This window comes from Janthinobacterium sp. 64, assembly GCF_002813325.1.
Lineage (GTDB): Bacteria > Pseudomonadota > Gammaproteobacteria > Burkholderiales > Burkholderiaceae_D > Janthinobacterium.
Map to the genome: position 1 here is coordinate 1,719,854 of NZ_PHUG01000001.1, position 16,984 is coordinate 1,736,837.

Consider the following 16,984-nt stretch of genomic DNA (forward strand, 5'->3'; position numbering starts at 1 on the left):
CGCTACAGCTGCATTAAATCGATCAGTATCTGGCGCGTATTCAAGGTGGCGCCGCCCAGTTGATGGGCCAGCAAAAAGCGCATCAGCAGCTTGCTTTGCGCCTGCGTGGCCACGTCAAGATAATCTTCGCGCTCCATGTCGAGCAGGGTCTTGCCCGTGATCTTGGGCCAGGCGTCGGCGGCGCGTGCCGGGCGCGGGCCCCGTTCCGGGTCGACCACGTAGACCTGCCCCGCCTCGACGGCCTGGCGCGTGCCCGTGCAGCGCGTCAGGTCGGCCGCCACGCCCGTTTCCTTGAGCAGGGCGCGCTCGAACTTGCGCAGCACGATGGGCGGCGGCTCATTGTGCGCCAGTTGATTCAAGGTAGCAACGTAGTGGTCGAACAGGACGGGATGCGGGTCGTCGCGCGCCAGCAGTTTCACCAGCAATTCGTTCAGGTAAAAGCCGCACAGCAAGGCGGTCTTTTCCAGCGGCAGCATGCCGCCCACCCATTCCGCACCGGTGAGGATGCGCAACTCGGACTTGCCCGTCCAGCCCGCCTGCAGCGGCTGGAACGTCTGCAGCACGCCGCGCAACTGCGAATGGGGCCGCTTGGCGCCCTTGGCGACGAGCGCAATGCGGCCGTACTCGCGTGTAAACACGTCGACGATGAGGCTGGTTTCTTTATGCGGATAGCTGTGCAGCACGAAGGCTGGCTGGCCCGTGATGCGGCCGTCGCGCGCAGGCGGACGGCTGCGCCGGGGGGCTGCGGAAGGTGCGGCCGGCGGCGGGATGGCCGCCGGCGCGGGGACAACGGGTGAGGCTGGCGCAGGATCGTGCAGCGCTGGCGTGGTGGTGCTCATGCGTGTAGCGTCGCCCCCGGGTTGCGGATTACTCGTAGCCGTAGGCGCGCAAGCCCGCCTCGTTGTCGGCCCAGCCCGATTTGACCTTGACCCAGATTTCCAGGTACACGGGACCGCCGAACAGCTTTTCCATATCCAGGCGGGCCTGGGTGGAGACTTCCTTCAGACGCGCGCCCTTGTTGCCGATGATCATGGATTTATGCGTATCGCGCTCGACCAGGATGGCGGCGAACACGCGGCGCAGATCGCCTTCCTGCTCGAATTTCTCGATCAGCACGGTGCTCGTGTACGGCAATTCGTCGCCGACAAAGCGGAAGAGTTTTTCGCGCACGATTTCCGAGGCGAGGAATTTTTCGCTGCGGTCCGTGATGTCGTCCGGGCCAAAGATGGGCTGGTTTTCCGGCAAGAAGCGCTTGATTTCGTTCTGCAAGCCTTCCAGCTGGAAATGCAGCTTGGCGGAGACGGGCACGATGGCGGCGAAGTCGCGCATGGCGGCGATCTTTTGCGCGAACGGCAGCAAGACAGCCTTGTCCTTCACGCGGTCGGACTTGTTGATGACGAGGATGCACGGCACTTCCTTCGGCAGCAAATCCATCACTTGCTGGTCGGCCGGGCCGAACGTGCCCGCCTCGATCACGTACAAAATCACGTCCGAAGAAATCAGGGTGTTGGTGACGGTCTTGTTGAGCGTCTTGTTCAGCGCGTTCGAGTGGCGCGTCTGGAAACCGGGCGTGTCGACGTAGATGAATTGCGCGTCCGGCACCGTCTGGATGCCCGTGATGCGGTGGCGCGTGGTTTGCGCCTTGCGCGAAGTGATGCTGACCTTCGCGCCGATCAGCACGTTCATCAGGGTCGATTTGCCCACGTTGGGGCGGCCCACGATGGCGATATAGCCACAGCGGAAGTTGTCGGGCATTTTGGTGGCTGTCATGCTAGTGTCGATTCTGTTTAGTGTGAGCGGCGATCGCCGGGGCAGCCGGGGCTTGCGCGTCGTCGCTCTGGATGGTGGCAATGCCGGCCAGCTTGAGCTGGGCGGCGCGCGGTTTCGGCTTGCGGCTGGCGGCAGGCGACTTCAACAGCGCCTGCTCGGCCACGTCCAGCGCCAGTTTGGCGGCGGCTTGCTCACCGGCGCGGCGGCTTCCGCCACGGCCGTAGACCTGGATGTTCAATTTCGGCACCAGGCATTCGATCTCGAATTCCTGGCTGTGGGCGGCGCCATGGGTGGCCACCACGTTGTACTGTGGCAGCGAAATTTTCTTACTTTGCAAAAACTCCTGCAGCAGGGTCTTGGCATCCTTGCCCAGCGTTTGCGGATCGACCGAGTCGAGGATGGGAATGTAGAACGCGCGGATCACCGTGCTGGCGGCGTCAAAACCCGTATCGAGGAAAATCGCGCCCAGCAAGGCTTCCAGGGTATCGGCGAGGATCGAGGGACGGCGGAAACCGCCCGATTTGAGTTCGCCTTCACCGAGGCGCAAAAATTGCGACAATTCCAGCTTTTGCGCGATTTCATACAGCGATTGCTGTTTCACCAGATTGGCGCGGAGGCGCGACAGGTCGCCCTCGTCGATGGTCTTGAAGCGTTCGTACAGGATGGAAGCGACCACACAGTTGAGAATGGAGTCGCCGAGGAATTCCAGCCGCTCATTATGCAAACTGCTGTGGCTACGATGCGTCAAGGCTTGCTGCAACAGGCCAGCATCCTGGAACGTATAGCCTAAACGGGTTTGCAATAGCTGAAGATTCATTGTTGTTTCTGTATCATCTGAGTAATTCGGCTGGCCGCCGCGCGGGGAATCGGCGCGGCAGCCATAGGGGCGGCCTAGTGGATGCCGCCCACTCTTTTCGGGTTGCTGAAGTTCATCCACACGAGGAAAGCCTTGCCGACGATGTTCTCGTTCGGCACGAAGCCCCAGTAGCGGCTGTCCGCGCTATTGTCGCGGTTATCGCCCATCATGAAGTAATTGCCTTGTGGCACCACACACGTAAAACCATCTTCGTTGTAGTTGCACGCTTCCTTGTGCGGAAAATCCTTCACTTCGCGCAAGTTCAACGTGGGAGCAGGCTCGTCGTTGAGGATGCGGTGGCTCACGCCCGTCAGATTTTCTTCCAGTTGCTTGTGGTACACCGTGCTTTCGTCATCGAGGTAGTCGTCCAGCGGGGTGTACTGCACTTCCTTGCCGTTGACCGTCAAGCGCTTGTTTTCATAGGTGATTTTATCACCGGGCACACCGATCACGCGCTTGATATAGTCTTGCGACATATCTTTCGGGTACTTGAACACCATCACGTCGCCGCGCTGCGGATCGTTGACTTCAATGATGCGCTTGTTGACGATGGGCAAACGAATACCATAAGTAAACTTGTTGACCAGGATCAGATCGCCCACCAGCAAGGTCGGCACCATCGAGCTCGACGGGATCTTGAACGGCTCGTACAGGAACGAGCGCAGGCAAAAGACCAGGGCGATGACGGGGAAGAAGCTGCCCGAATACTCGACCCAGGTCGGCTGGCGCAACAGATCGGCCTCGATGGTGGCACGGCGGATGCTACTGTTACCATCAGACCTGATGCCTTCAGCCAACGACTTCGCTTGACGCGCATCGAATTCAGCCAGGGCGCGGTCGGCCGCCAGGCGGCGCTGTTTGGACAGATAAAACACATCCAGGCACCAGACCAGGCCCGTCAACACCATCAGCACAAACAGGATTAAAGCGAAGTTTCCTAAAATCACTTGCAGGTTCATTGATTAACCATCCACTTGTAAAATTGCCAGGAATGCCTCTTGCGGGATCTCCACGGAACCCACTTGCTTCATGCGCTTCTTGCCCGCTTTTTGTTTTTCCAGCAATTTTTTCTTGCGGCTGATGTCGCCGCCATAGCACTTGGCCAAGACGTTCTTGCGCAAGGCTTTCACGTTCTCGCGCGAAATGATGTTGGCGCCGATGGTCGCCTGAATCGCCACGTCGAACATCTGGCGCGGGATCAGTTCGCGCATCTTGGCGGCCACCTGGCGGCCACGGTACTGGCTGTTCGAACGGTGGACGATGATGGCCAGCGCATCGACTTTTTCGCTGTTGATCAGCATGTCGACCTTGACCACGTCGGCCGCACGGTATTCCTTGAACTCGTAATCCATCGAGGCATAGCCGCGCGACGTCGATTTCAGGCGGTCGAAGAAGTCCAGCACGATCTCGGCCATCGGCATTTCGTAGACCAGCTTGACCTGGCGGCCGTGGTAGCTCATGTCCATCTGGATGCCGCGCTTGCCGATACACAGGGTAATCACGGAGCCCACGTATTCTTGCGGCATGTACAGATTGACCGTGACGATAGGCTCGCGCACTTCCTCGATGCGCGACGGATCGGGCATCTTCGATGGATTGTCGACGTTGATCATGGTGCCGTCGCGCTGGATCACTTCATACACCACGGTGGGCGCCGTGGTGATCAGGTCCATGTCGAATTCGCGCTCGAGGCGCTCCTGCACGATTTCCATGTGCAGCAAGCCGAGGAAGCCGCAGCGGAAGCCGAAGCCCAGCGCCTGCGACACTTCCGGCTCGTACATCAGGGCCGCGTCGTTCAGTTTCAGCTTTTCCAGCGAGTCGCGCAGCGCGTCGTACTGGTTCGCTTCGACCGGAAACAGGCCGGCGAACACTTGCGGCTGCACTTCCTTGAAGCCGGGCAATGGCTCGGCGGCAGGACGGCTGACCAGGGTGACGGTGTCGCCCACTTTCGCCGCTTTCAATTCCTTGATGCCGGCGATGATGAAGCCCACCTGGCCAGCGGAGAGTTGCGGCAAGGATTGCGAACGGGGCGAAAACACGCCGATGTCTTCCACCAGCTGCACCGAATCGGTGGCCATCAGGCGGATCTTGTCTTTCGGTTTCAGGGTGCCGTTGACCACGCGCACCAGCATCACCACGCCCACATAGGCGTCATACCAGGAGTCGACGATCAGCGCCTGCAGCGGCGCATCGGGGTCGCCCTTCGGTGGCGGCACCTTGACGATCAGCTGCTCAAGCACGTCGAGCACGCCGAAGCCCGTCTTGGCCGAGCAATGCACGGCGTCGGCCGCGTCGATGCCGATCACGTCTTCGATCTCGGCAATGGCGTTTGGAGGGTCCGCGTTCGGCAAGTCGATCTTGTTCAGGACGGGCACCACTTCCACGCCCAGGTCCAGCGCCGTGTAGCAGTTGGCGACCGTTTGCGCTTCCACGCCTTGCGATGCGTCCACCACCAGCAGTGCGCCTTCGCACGCCGACAGCGAGCGCGACACTTCATAGCTGAAGTCGACGTGGCCTGGCGTATCGATCAGGTTCAGGTTGTAGATCTGGCCATTGCGCGCCTTGTAGTGCAGGGCCGCCGTTTGCGCCTTGATGGTAATGCCGCGCTCGCGCTCCAGATCCATCGAATCGAGCACCTGCGCCTCCATCTCGCGGTCGGACAAGCCGCCGCACAATTGAATGATGCGGTCAGCCAGGGTCGATTTACCGTGGTCAATATGGGCGATGATGGAGAAGTTGCGTATGTTATTCATTAACTAATATATGTGCGAGTGACAACACTGCTTTAACAGGAATCAAGGGGATCATGTCCGGGCCAAACAGGGCCAAAACCAGGCGCCCCACTCATGATGAAAAAAGCGCTCCGAGCAGGACATCTGCATGCCCAGGCGAGCGCTTTTGAAGCGACAGAAGCTGCTGCCTCGGACAGTAGCTTTTTCGACCTCCCCATTTTACCGGATTTCAGAGCGGAAAGCCCGTCTTTCAGAGGACGGCAGTGGGCAAGCCGACATTTTCAGCTGTTTCCAGCAGCGGAATGCTGCAATGCAGTGTTAATATTGATATTTAAGCTACACCAGGCAGCGCCGCACAACCGCCTCGTCCAGAAAATAATGGCATAGCTCGGGCTGCGTCAGGTCGCCAAACAGCACCGGCACGAGCTCATCGAAGCGCGCCAGCAAACTTGCATCGGGCGACTCGTCGATGTCGATCACGTCCACCGTGAACGGTTTTCCGGGTGGCTGCAGCAGGAGCAAGGCGTCGAGCATATCCTGGCAAAGGTGGCAATAACTGCGGGAATAGAGGGTGAAGTGCATGGCGGGCAGGATACCGCATCCCGGCCGCGGCCGGAATGCGGGATGATCACATTTACTTCGCCGACGGACGCAGCGACACGAATTGCGCCACGTCGCCGCGGCGCACCAGCACGGCCGACGACTTCTTCGGATCGAGCTTGGCCACCAGGGCATTGAACTGCCTGGCGTCTTTGACGGCAACGTTGTTCAATTGCAAGATCACATCGCCAGGCTGCAGGCCGGCCAGGGCCGCCACGCCATCGGCGTCGTCGACCAGCACGCCCGCGTCGATCTTCAGCTCCTGTTTCTTCGCAGCCGGCACGTCGCTGACCTTCAGTCCCAGTGCATTGACGGCTTGCGCTTCCGGTTCCCGGGCGCCCTTCTTCGCCGTTTTCTCGGCTTCCAGCTCGACGATAGTGACGGGGATATCCTGCTGCGCGCCCTTGCGCCAGACGGTGACCGTGGACTTGCCGTTGACGGCGGCGCCGCCTACCAGACGCGGCAGGTCGGACGAACGCTCGATCTGCGCGCCATTGAATTTCAGGATGATGTCGCCCGGCTTGATGCCCGCCTTGTCGGCCGGGCCGCCCTCTTCCACCATTGACACTTGCGCGCCCTTGGCGTTCGGCAAGCCCAGCGATTGCGCCACATCCTTGCTCACTTCGCCGATCTGCACGCCGATACGGCCGCGCACCACTTTACCCGTCTTTTTCAGCTGCTCGCCCACGCGCATGGCTTCATCGATGGGCACGGCAAACGAAATGCCATTATAGGCGCCGGACAAGGTGGCGATCTGCGAATTGATGCCGATCACTTCGCCGCGCATATTGATCAAGGGACCACCGGAGTTGCCGGGGTTGACGGCCACGTCGCTCTGGATCAGCGGCAAGTAGTCGCCCGTGTCGCGGGACTTGGCGGAAATGATGCCGGCCGTCACCGTGTTTTCCAGGTTGAATGGCGAGCCGATGGCGATCACCCACTCGCCCACGCGGATCTTGTTCGAGTCGCCGATGGTCAGGCGCGGCAGGTTGCCACCCTCGATTTTCAGCAGGGCCACATCGGTGCGGGCATCAGCGCCGATGACCTTGGCCTTGAATTCGCGCTTGTCCGTCAGGGTCACGTAGACTTCATCGGCGCCGTCGACCACGTGGGCATTGCTCAGCACGTAGCCATCGGCAGAGATAATGAAACCGGAACCGACACCGCGCTGCACTTCCTGCTCCTGCGGCACGGCGCGACGACCGCCGCGCGGCGCCTGCTGGCGCGGTGTCGGCATGGCGCCTCCAAAGAAACGGCGCAGGAATTCCTGCATTTCCTGCTCATCCTGGCCACCCGCGCCGGGCGCCGTCATCTTCAGGCGCTCGGTGGTGCGGATATTCACCACGGCCGGGCCGACGGCATCGACCAGGTCCGAGAAATCAGGCAGTTTCACGGCCGGCACGGCAGCGTGGGCCTGTGGCGCCAGGCCCAGCATGGTCGGGGCGAAAAAGACGCCAGCAGTACCGAACAATAAAGCGGAAAGCGTCTTCACTGAAAACGACTTGCTGGCGGCACACATGTTTTTTTTCATGGAAAGGATCTTTTCGAGTATGTAAACGGATCAAAACGCCGATCAGGCGATTGCCTGCGTGCATGATTGGTTCATGACGGAATCCCGGGGGCAAACACACCTGGTCGCGCGCATGGCAGCCACAATATATCGCAAAAGCAAGATATTGCCGCACACAGTGTCAATCGTACCGAAGCCCAGTGTCAAGAGGACCAGAAGCAGCTTAATAGCCACCCCTTTAAAGGTGTAGCTCTAAGTGTCAAGACCCGCCTGGCATAAGATGCCGCAGATGCCACAGCGCTAGCGTTGCGCCAGCGGCCCCGCCTCCAGCGGCTCGGCAGCGCCCGGCGGCACGATGGGCAGCAAGGCTTCCGCGTGAACAGCCGGCTCGTCAGGCGCCGTCTCGGCGGCCAGCCGGCTGGCCAGGCGTGCGTCGAATTGGGCACTCAGGGCATAGCCGCACTGCTCCGAGCGCAGCACGTCGCCGATCAGGCGATAGGCATCCCAGGCTTGCCGCCCCTCATCCGTGTCGAGGGCGGCAAAAGCCAGTTCGAGTTCGCTCGCCGCCAGCTCGCCATCGGCCAGGGCGGAAATCGTCTCGTGCAATCGTGTATGCGTATCCATGATGGGTCCTGCCATTTCAAGAGGATAGTTGCGGAAACCGGACGCAGCCATGCCAACCTCATACTCCGCAGATTACCAGCGCTTGTCAATCGGCATATCCAACAACGGTTTCAATTTCTCTGCGATCACTTCGCGCGCGCGAAAAATGCGGCTGCGCACGGTGCCGATGGGACACGCCATGATCTCCGAGATCTCCTCATAGCTGAGGCCCTCGATCTCGCGCAGCACGATGGCCGTGCGCAGCTCGATGGGCAGCACCTCCATGGCCGCGTTGACTGTGGCGGCAATCTGCTTGCTGGCCAGCACCGATTCGGGCGTATTGTTGTCACGCAATTTATTGCCGTCATCGAAGGACTCCGCCTGCTCGGCGTCGGCATCGCTGGACGTGGCGGCACGCCGCCCTTGCGTGACGAGATAATTCTTGGCCGTATTGATGCCGATGCGATACAGCCAGGTATAAAAGGCGGCCTCGCCGCGAAAATAGCGCAGCGCCCGGTATGCCTTGATAAAGGTTTCCTGCACCACATCTTCGGCCTCCGCCGGGTCATGCACCAGCCGCGACACCAGGCGCATCAAGCGGCGCTGGTATTTCGATACCAGCACATCAAATGCCCGTTTGTCGCCAGCCTGCACCCGCTCGACCAGTAACTGATCATACTCGCGCTCTGTCCTCACGCCCAATGTCCCTGTAGTCATGCAGCGTGGGCGCCTGTATGGATATAGAGTTGGCCCGCTGCAAGAAGTTCAGTGTTCGCACCACTTTTATTTTTCCCTGTTCCGTGCCGCGATCGCCCGGCAAGCCACAGCCAGCGGGCGGAAGGTGGCGCAGCTGCCGCCGCGCTGCACCAGCACATCCGTGCGCCGCCCGGCGGCATCGGCCAGGCACAGCACCAGCAGCGACGGCCACAGGGTCGAGCCTGGCAACAGGCGCAGCCCCGGCGCCGCCTCAGCCGGCTCCGCCACCCCGGCAGCACCGGCTCCAGGCACCTCGCCATGCTCCAGATATACCGCCAGTCGCAACTGCCCAACCGGCGAAATATCAAGCGCCTGCGGCTTTCTGCGCCAGCGCAGCAAGGCCAGCAAAAACACGCCGCTAGCCGCACTCAGCAAGGCTGCAAACAAGCCCAAGGCATAGCCGCCCACCAGTTGGCCGGGCGCGGGCAGACTGCGCCAGACACCACTCAAGGGCCAGGCAGCCAGCACCGCGCACAGCCCCAGCACTGCTTGTAACAGGCGCAAGCAGACAGGCGTGCGAATGACAGCCGCTATCGCGATCGACATACTTCATGGGAAAAAAAAGGCGCGCCGGCACCATGCCGGGCAAATTCAGGCACCAACGAACGTTGGCACCGAATCAGCGCTCACTACGGTTTGACCGTAGTGAGCGCTTGAAAGTTCCTGCTTATTTCGCTTTACCGAAAATCAGCGTGCCATTCGTTCCGCCGAAGCCGAACGAATTCTTCACTGCATAATCGATCTTCATGTCCCGCGCCGTATTGGCACAGAAATCGAGATCGCAAGCGGGATCCTGGTTGAAGATGTTGATGGTCGGTGGCGACACCTGATGGTGCAATGCCAGGACCGTAAACACCGCTTCCAGACCGCCCGCGCCGCCCAGCAAATGGCCCGTCATCGACTTCGTCGAGTTGACGACCATATGCTTGGCATGCTCGCCGAAGGTGCGTTTGATGCCCATCACTTCCGCCACGTCGCCTTGCGGGGTCGACGTGCCGTGCGCGTTCAGGTACTGAATCTGATCCGCGTTCAAGCCTGCGTTGTTGAGGGCCGCGATCACCGATTTGCTGCCGCCGCTACCATCTTCCAGCGGCGAGGTCATGTGATAAGCATCTGCGCTCATCCCGAAACCATGCACTTCGGCATAGATCTTGGCACCACGGGCCACCGCGTGCTCGTACTCTTCCAGCACCATGACGCCAGCACCCTCGCCCAGCACGAAGCCGTCGCGGTCGGCATCCCACGGACGCGATGCCGTTGCCGGATCGTCGTTGCGGGTCGACAAGGCACGTGCCGAGGCGAAACCGCCCAGGCCCAGCGGCGACACGGTCGATTCAGCACCGCCGGCGATCATGACGTCGGCATCGCCGTACTCGATCATGCGCGCTGCGGCACCGATGCTGTGCAAACCGGTGGTACACGCTGTAACGATCGCCAGGTTCGGGCCCTTCAGACCATATTTGATCGAAAGGTTGCCAGAGATCATGTTAATGATCGAGGCAGGCACGAAAAATGGCGAGATACGGCGCGGACCGCGCTTTTCGTACTCGGACTTGGTGTCTTCGATCAGCGGCAAGCCACCGATACCGGAACCGATGATCACGCCGATGCGCTCGGCGTTTTCTTCGGTCACTTCCAGACCGGAGTCCTGGATCGCCTGGATGCCCGCAGCCATGCCGTAATGGATAAAGGTATCCATATGGCGGGCTTCCTTACCGGAGATGTACTCTTCGATATTGAAACCTTTGACTTCACCGGCAAAATGCGTGGTGAATGGCTGTGCATCGAACTTGGTAATCGTGGCAATGCCGGATTTACCTTCGACGATTGCGCCCCACGTTTCGGCAATAGTATTGCCGACAGGTGAAACGCAGCCCAGGCCGGTGACAACAACACGACGGTTTTTAGAACGGCTCAAGCGATTCTCCTGAAGTCGGTCAGACAGGCTTAGGCCTTGACGTGTGCAGTGGCGTAGTCGATCGCCTGTTGCACGGTGGTGATTTTTTCAGCTTGTTCGTCAGGGATTTCCATTTCGAATTCGTCTTCCAGGGCCATGACCAGTTCCACGGTGTCCAGGGAATCGGCGCCGAGATCGTCGACGAAGGAGGATTCGATTTTGATGTCTGCTTCTGCAACGCCCAGTTGCTCAGCGACGATTTTCTTAACGCGTTGTTCGATATCCGACATGTTATGGCTCCAAAGTGTGTGTTACGGAAAGTGCGCGCATTTTATCAGGTTTGCGCGTCCGAATACTAATTTCGGTGTCTGCTGCTAATTCGACCGAAGCTGCTGCTAAAAGATGCGATTATAGACAAAAACGACCGTTGAATCATGCCACAAACGCCCGCCCTGTCTACCTTTCACATCAATTCATGTACATTCCGCCGTTCACGTGCAGGGTCGTGCCCGTGATATACGCCGCTTGCGGCGAGGCCAGAAAGGCCACCGCCGCTGCCACGTCTTCCGGCTTGCCCAGGCGGGACAGGGGAATTTGCGTCAACAGGGCCGCATGCTGTTCTTCGCTCAAGCCCTTGGTCATGTCGGTATCGATGAAGCCGGGGGCGATGCAGTTCACGGTAATGTTGCGGCTGCCGATTTCGCGCGCCAGGGCGCGGCTCATGCCTTCCACGCCGGCCTTGGCCGCCGCGTAATTCATTTGTCCCGGATTGCCCGACGAGGCCACTACCGAGGTGATATTGATGATACGCCCAGTTTTGGCTTTCATCATGCCGCGCAGTACCGCCCGCGACAAACGGCCGACGGCCGACAGGTTCGTCGAGATAACGCTGTCCCACTCTTCATCCTTCATGCGCATGGCCAGCTGGTCTTGCGTGATGCCCGCATTGTTGACGAGGATCGACAGGCTGCCGTAGGTTTTCTGCACTTCATCGACGACTTGCGCGCAGCGCGCCGCATCGGTGACGTTCAGCACCAGGCCCTTGCCCGCCACGCCTTCGGCGGCCAGGTAATCGGTGATGGCTTGCGCGCCGCTTTCCGAGGTGGCGGTGCCGACCACGGTGGCGCCCTGTTTGCCCAGCTCAGTGGCGATGGCGCGGCCGATGCCGCGCGAGGCGCCCGTGACCAGCACGACTTGATTTGCTAAATTCATGAGTATCCTTAAAGATGGCTGACGGCAGTCACAGCTGCGCTGCCGTTTGCTGTTTACTTGAGCTGCGTCAAAATGCGTTCCAGCGAGGCCTGGTCGACGATGGCATCGCCCACCAGCACGGGATCGATGCGCTTGGCCAGGCCCATCAGTACCTTGCCCGGACCGCATTCGATCACTTGCGTGATGCCGTCCGCTGCAACCTTTTGCATGGTTTCCACCCAGCGCACGGGGCTCGCTGCCTGGCGCACCAGCGCATCCTTGATGCCGGCCACATCGTTGACGATGGCCACGTCGACGTTGTTGATCAGCGCGATTTGCGGCGCGGCGAACGTCAGGCCGGCCATGTATTCGCGCAAGCGGTCCGATGCGGGTTTCAGCAGCGACGAGTGGAATGGTGCCGAAACGGGCAGCTTCATCGCGCGCTTGGCGCCCTTGGCCTTGGCCAGTTCGCAGGCGCGCTCGACGGCAGCCGTATGGCCGGCGATGACAACTTGCGCTGGCGCATTGAAATTGACGGGCTCGACCACCAGGGCCGGATTTTCCGCCGCCGCTTCCGCGCAGGCGGCGCGCACGTCGTCGTCAGACAGGCCCAGCACGACAGCCATCGTGCCCTGCCCCACGGGCACGGCTTCCTGCATCGCTTGCGCGCGGAAACGCACGAGCGGCACGGCGTCCTTGAACGAGATGACGCCGGCGGCGACCAGCGCCGAGTATTCACCGAGACTATGACCGGCCACGACCGTCGGCACGGGGCCGCCCGCTGCCAGCCAGGCGCGGTAGAAGGCCACGGCCGCCGTCAGCATCACCGGTTGCGTGTTGGTGGTCAGATCCAGCTCTTCCTTCGGACCTTCGGCGATCAGCTTGCCCAGGTCGAATTGCAGGGCGTCCGACGCTTCGGCCACCGTATCGGCCACCACGCGGTTGCCGGCGAAGCCGTCGAGCATCGCAATCGCTTGCGAGCCTTGGCCTGGGAAAACAAATGCAAATTGTGTCATGGTGACTCCGTTTTTAATATTGTTGCGGGATTACATGCGCGCCAGCACGGCGCCCCAGGTAAAGCCGCCGCCCACGCCTTCCATCATGACGTTGTCGCCCTTCTTGACTCTGCCATCGCGCACGGCGATGTCGAGCGCCAGCGGGATCGAGGCGGCAGAGGTGTTGCCATGCTGATCCACCGTAACGACCATCTTGTCCAGCGGCAAGCCGAGTTTCTTGGCCGTGCTGTTCATGATGCGGATGTTCGCCTGGTGCGGGATCAGCCAGTCGATCTGGTCCGACGTCATATTGGCGTGCGCCAATGCTTCATGCGCGACCTTTTCCAGCACGGAGACGGCCAGCTTGAACACGGCCGGACCATCCATGTACAGGAAGGCGCTGCCGGCCAGCGCACCGCCGGCCAGGCTGCCCGGCACGCTGAGGATGTCCGAGTGGCGGCCATCCGCGTGCAGTTTGGTGGCCAGGATGCCCGGCTCTTTCGACGCCGTCATGACGATGGCGCCGGCGCCGTCGCCGAACAGCACGCAGGTGCCGCGGTCGTCGAAATTGAGGATGCGCGAAAACACTTCGGCGCCGATCACCAGCACGTTTTTATGCATGCCCGACTGGATGAAGCTGTCGGCCGTGGCCACTGCATAGACAAAACCGCTGCAGACGGCTTGCACGTCGACGGCGGCGCAGTTGTTCGTGATGCCCAGCTTGTTTTGCACGATGCAGGCGGTGCTGGGGAAGCTGCCGAAGAAATCGGGGGTCGAGCTGGCGACGATGATCAGGTCCAGGTCGTTGCCGCTCAAACCAGCCATCTCCAGGGCCTTTTTGGCCGCTTCCACGCCCAGGTCCGAGGAGTTTTGCATGGGTGCCGCGTAATGGCGCGCCGAGATGCCGCTGCGCGAGACGATCCATTCATCCGACGTCTCGATGCCCTTGGCGGCGAGCTGTTCGGTCAAATCCTGGTTGGTGACGCGTTTCTCCGGCAGATAGCTGCCGGTACCGATAATTTTGCTGTAAGTTTTGCTAAAAACAGTCATGCAAGTACCCGTCCACTAAATGGTAGAGCTTGTTGAAGTAGGTTCGTCCGGTACTGGCGTGCGCGGCATCAGCTCGGCGATCAGGCTGGCCAGGTGTGCTTGCACGTCATTTTTTGCCGCATCAAAGGCGCGGCGCAAGGCCCATTCAAACGAATAGGCATCGGCGCTGCCATGGCTCTTGAAGACGAGGCCACGCAAGCCCAGCAGGCTGGCGCCGTTGTAACGCGATGGATTCAAACGGTTGCCGATGGCTTTCAGGGCCCCGCGGGCGATCAGCGCGCCCAGCATGGTGATCGGGTTGCGCTTGAATTCGGTAGTCAGCACGTCCTTCATGAGGCGCGCCAGGCCCTCGATGGCTTTCAGGGTGACATTGCCGACAAAACCGTCGCAGACGACGATATCGGTCGTGCCCTTGAAGATATCGTTGCCTTCCACGTTGCCGTAGAAGTTCAGCGCACCACGCTCGTGGTCGGCCTGCAGCAGCTTCGAGGTGAGTTTCACCACTTCATTGCCCTTGATATCTTCCGTGCCCACGTTCAGCAAGCCGATCGTCGGGCGGGCGATGCCTTCCATGGCGGACACCAGCACGGAACCCATGATGGCGAACTGGTGCAAGTGATGCGGTTCGCAATCGACGTTCGCGCCCAAGTCCAGCATGTAGGTGGGGCCATTCTTTTGATTCGGCAAGATGCTGCAAATGGCCGGGCGGTCGACGCCGGACATGGTTTTCAAGACATAGCGCGACACGGCCATCAGGGCTGCCGTATTACCGGCGGAAACGGAGGCTTGCGCCGCGCCGCTCTTGACCTGTTCGATGGCCACGCGCATGGAGGAATCCTTCTTGCGGCGCAGGGCCACTTCCAGGGGATCGTCCATGGTAACTTGTTCGGAGGCATGCAATACCGTCAGGCGCGGATGCGTGTCGGCTTTATGTTTTTTCAGTTCGGCACGGATCACGTCTTCCAATCCAACAAGGATCAGTTCGGCTTCAGGCTCATGTTTTACGAAGGAAATTGCTGCGGGGATAGTGACTGAGGGACCGTGATCTCCGCCCATGCAGTCGATAGAAATTTTGATTGTCATTTGTGTTGATTCAATACCGCTGCGGGCGTGCGGCAAGATGTGAATCGGACTGGAGCATATGCAGGGCGCAGCATGTCATGCACCGCCTGAGCAAGCTTGATTCAAAATGACGGGTGCGCAAGATGAATTGCAGCCGATAAAAAAGAAGAAGCGGCGCCACGCCGAATAACCACGCAACACCGCTTTCATCTTACCCAACAAAAACGTCGATTACTCGTCGTTTTTGGTCTTCAACACTTTACGGCCACGATAAAAGCCGTTAGGGCTGATATGGTGACGCATGTGTGTTTCGCCGGTAACTGGCTCGACGCTCAATTGCGGCGCGACCAGGAAGTCGTGCGAACGGTGCATGCCGCGCTTGGAAGGGGTTTTCTTGTTCTGTTGAACTGCCATGATGACTCCTAATACATAAGTTCTAAAATTTTAGCACAATCGATTGGCAAATACATGCGAATCGAGTATCCCAGCGGCAAAGACTACCCGAAAATAGCCCGGACCGACATCGTTTATTACAACTACATTTCACTACACTTGCCATACTCGATTACAACACGCGTTTGACACGTCCTTTGATGGGGAAAACCCCTTTACTACTTTATTCTGGCTTCAAGTCCTTCAGTGCCGCAAACGGCGACTTCTTTTCAGTCTTGAGAGCATCGAGCTGCGCCGTATCGGGGCAGACGTCGTGTTTGGGTACCTGCGGCAGGGCCAGCAAGGCTTCATCTTCGATCAGGGCCGCGGCATCCATGCTGCGGCTGCCAACGATCACGTCGATCGATTCATCGTTGATGATTTCTTCGATCTCGTCCGCGTGCTCGTCATCCTTGCCCAGCATCAGAGTGGTCGTCGAATCAATTGCGTAAGCATACGGAGTCAGGCAGCGCTGGCAAACCAGCTGAACGGTGCCGTTGACCGACAAGGTCAGTTGTGGGTAGCCCAGCTTGCTGGTGCCGCCGACGATCTTCCAGGCGATGTCGCCGGAAGCATCTGCACAATCCTTGGTCAACCGGGTCATTTCAGCGACAGGAGTTACACCCTCGCGGCTCCCGCTGATACGACAAAAATCAAAGGCGTCGATCACAAAAGCATTCATTGGTAGAAAATTTCCCCGGAAAACCTGCGATAATAACAGGGTTTTGAGCACCGAGTCAAAGGCTAAGCATCTTTTTTGACGCAATTATTGCCATAAACATGACAGTTTCATCAACACCGCCATGCCGCATGGAGTCTCAGTTATGGGCTCTGCGCCCTGGAACCACGTGACATTCCATTGACATCGACCAGCGCGGCCATGCCGGCCGCCATCCACTACCGAATGATACCAACTTCCGCCCCATTGCGCTTGATTCTTGCATCGAGTTCGACCTACCGCAAGGAATTGCTGCAACGCTTGCGCCTGCCTTTCGAGGTGGCCGTGCCCGACCTCGACGAAAGCCCCCTGCCAGGCGAAAGCCCCAGCGCCACGGCCCTGCGCCTGGCCCAGGCCAAGGCGCAAGCCGTGCTCGACCGCTACCCCGGCAGCCTCGTCATCGGCTCCGACCAGGTCGCCACCCTGGACGGCGCGCAGATCGGCAAGCCCGGCAACCACGCCAACGCTCTGCTGCAACTGCAAACCATGCGCGGGCGCCAGACCGTGTTCCACACGGCACTGTGCCTGCTCGACGGCCGCCAGTCGCCCGCCGTGGCGCAAGTGGAAGACGTCCAGACCCGCGTCACCGTGCGCGACTTGCCCGACGCCGAGCTGGACGCCTACCTGCACATCGAGCAACCATATGACTGCGCCGGCAGCGCCAAGAACGAGGGCCTGGGCATCGCCCTGCTCGAACGCATCGATAGCACCGACCCGACCGCCCTGACCGGCTTGCCGCTGATCGCCCTCACCGGCATGCTGCGCAAGGCTGGCGTCACGTTTTTCACTCTTTAATGTATCGACAATAACAA

19 protein-coding genes are annotated in these 16,984 nt (G+C 60.0%); 1 reads left to right on the plus strand and 18 read right to left on the minus strand.

Annotation, left to right across the window (positions count from 1 at the left end; genetic code table 11):
- Positions 1–2: 2 nt before the first annotated feature.
- From recO to CLU91_RS07575, 18 genes are all read right to left on the minus strand, one after another.
- The gene (recO, locus tag CLU91_RS07490) at positions 3–839 is read right to left on the minus strand and encodes a DNA repair protein RecO (RefSeq protein ID WP_100873652.1); all 837 of its coding nucleotides are present in this window, start codon (positions 837–839) and stop codon (positions 3–5) included.
- Positions 840–867: 28 nt separating this feature from the next.
- Entirely contained in the window at positions 868–1,770 is a 903-nt protein-coding gene (gene era, locus CLU91_RS07495) for a GTPase Era (RefSeq protein WP_034749612.1), read from the minus strand.
- A 1-nt stretch (position 1,771) separates the two neighbouring features.
- Positions 1,772–2,587, minus strand: a complete 816-nt coding sequence (gene rnc / locus CLU91_RS07500; protein WP_086140332.1) for a ribonuclease III — start codon at positions 2,585–2,587, stop codon at positions 1,772–1,774.
- A gap of 74 nt (positions 2,588–2,661) precedes the next feature.
- On the minus strand, positions 2,662–3,585 hold the full coding sequence (gene lepB, locus CLU91_RS07505) for a signal peptidase I (protein ID WP_100873653.1): 924 nt from the start codon (positions 3,583–3,585) through the stop codon (positions 2,662–2,664).
- Positions 3,586–3,588: 3 nt separating this feature from the next.
- Positions 3,589–5,379 (minus strand): translation elongation factor 4, encoded by a 1,791-nt coding sequence (lepA, locus tag CLU91_RS07510; RefSeq protein ID WP_100873654.1) that lies wholly within the window; start codon positions 5,377–5,379, stop codon positions 3,589–3,591.
- Between the two features lie 315 nt (positions 5,380–5,694).
- A complete protein-coding gene (locus CLU91_RS07515) occupies positions 5,695–5,940 on the minus strand; it encodes a glutaredoxin family protein (RefSeq protein ID WP_100873655.1) in 246 nt (81 codons plus the stop codon).
- A gap of 52 nt (positions 5,941–5,992) precedes the next feature.
- Complete coding sequence (locus CLU91_RS07520) at positions 5,993–7,489, minus strand: DegQ family serine endoprotease (protein WP_100873656.1); 1,497 nt, start codon at positions 7,487–7,489, stop codon at positions 5,993–5,995.
- A gap of 279 nt (positions 7,490–7,768) precedes the next feature.
- Positions 7,769–8,092 (minus strand): sigma-E factor negative regulatory protein, encoded by a 324-nt coding sequence (locus tag CLU91_RS07525; protein ID WP_100873657.1) that lies wholly within the window; start codon positions 8,090–8,092, stop codon positions 7,769–7,771.
- Positions 8,093–8,164: 72 nt separating this feature from the next.
- A complete protein-coding gene (gene rpoE / locus CLU91_RS07530; RefSeq protein WP_198521274.1) occupies positions 8,165–8,788 on the minus strand; it encodes an RNA polymerase sigma factor RpoE in 624 nt (207 codons plus the stop codon).
- A gap of 66 nt (positions 8,789–8,854) precedes the next feature.
- Positions 8,855–9,331 carry a hypothetical protein gene (locus tag CLU91_RS07535; protein ID WP_157814641.1) on the minus strand — a complete coding sequence of 159 codons (477 nt, stop codon included), beginning with the start codon at positions 9,329–9,331 and terminating at the stop codon, positions 8,855–8,857.
- Between the two features lie 163 nt (positions 9,332–9,494).
- A complete protein-coding gene (gene fabF, locus CLU91_RS07540; protein WP_100873659.1) occupies positions 9,495–10,745 on the minus strand; it encodes a beta-ketoacyl-ACP synthase II in 1,251 nt (416 codons plus the stop codon).
- A gap of 29 nt (positions 10,746–10,774) precedes the next feature.
- The gene (acpP, locus tag CLU91_RS07545) at positions 10,775–11,014 is read right to left on the minus strand and encodes an acyl carrier protein (RefSeq protein WP_008449912.1); all 240 of its coding nucleotides are present in this window, start codon (positions 11,012–11,014) and stop codon (positions 10,775–10,777) included.
- Positions 11,015–11,192: 178 nt separating this feature from the next.
- Complete coding sequence (gene fabG / locus CLU91_RS07550) at positions 11,193–11,936, minus strand: 3-oxoacyl-ACP reductase FabG (RefSeq protein WP_100873660.1); 744 nt, start codon at positions 11,934–11,936, stop codon at positions 11,193–11,195.
- Positions 11,937–11,989: 53 nt separating this feature from the next.
- On the minus strand, positions 11,990–12,931 hold the full coding sequence (gene fabD, locus CLU91_RS07555; RefSeq protein WP_100873661.1) for an ACP S-malonyltransferase: 942 nt from the start codon (positions 12,929–12,931) through the stop codon (positions 11,990–11,992).
- Between the two features lie 30 nt (positions 12,932–12,961).
- Positions 12,962–13,960 carry a beta-ketoacyl-ACP synthase III gene (locus CLU91_RS07560; protein WP_100873662.1) on the minus strand — a complete coding sequence of 333 codons (999 nt, stop codon included), beginning with the start codon at positions 13,958–13,960 and terminating at the stop codon, positions 12,962–12,964.
- Positions 13,961–13,975: 15 nt separating this feature from the next.
- Positions 13,976–15,043 (minus strand): phosphate acyltransferase PlsX, encoded by a 1,068-nt coding sequence (gene plsX / locus CLU91_RS07565; RefSeq protein ID WP_100873663.1) that lies wholly within the window; start codon positions 15,041–15,043, stop codon positions 13,976–13,978.
- A 210-nt stretch (positions 15,044–15,253) separates the two neighbouring features.
- Positions 15,254–15,436, minus strand: coding sequence for a 50S ribosomal protein L32 (gene rpmF / locus CLU91_RS07570; protein WP_034749653.1), 183 nt, complete (start codon positions 15,434–15,436; stop codon positions 15,254–15,256).
- A gap of 202 nt (positions 15,437–15,638) precedes the next feature.
- On the minus strand, positions 15,639–16,136 hold the full coding sequence (locus CLU91_RS07575) for a YceD family protein (protein WP_100873664.1): 498 nt from the start codon (positions 16,134–16,136) through the stop codon (positions 15,639–15,641).
- Positions 16,137–16,358: 222 nt separating this feature from the next.
- Between CLU91_RS07575 and CLU91_RS07580 the strand changes: the two genes are divergently transcribed.
- Positions 16,359–16,967, plus strand: a complete 609-nt coding sequence (locus CLU91_RS07580; protein WP_100876626.1) for a Maf-like protein — start codon at positions 16,359–16,361, stop codon at positions 16,965–16,967.
- Positions 16,968–16,984: the final 17 nt, after the last annotated feature.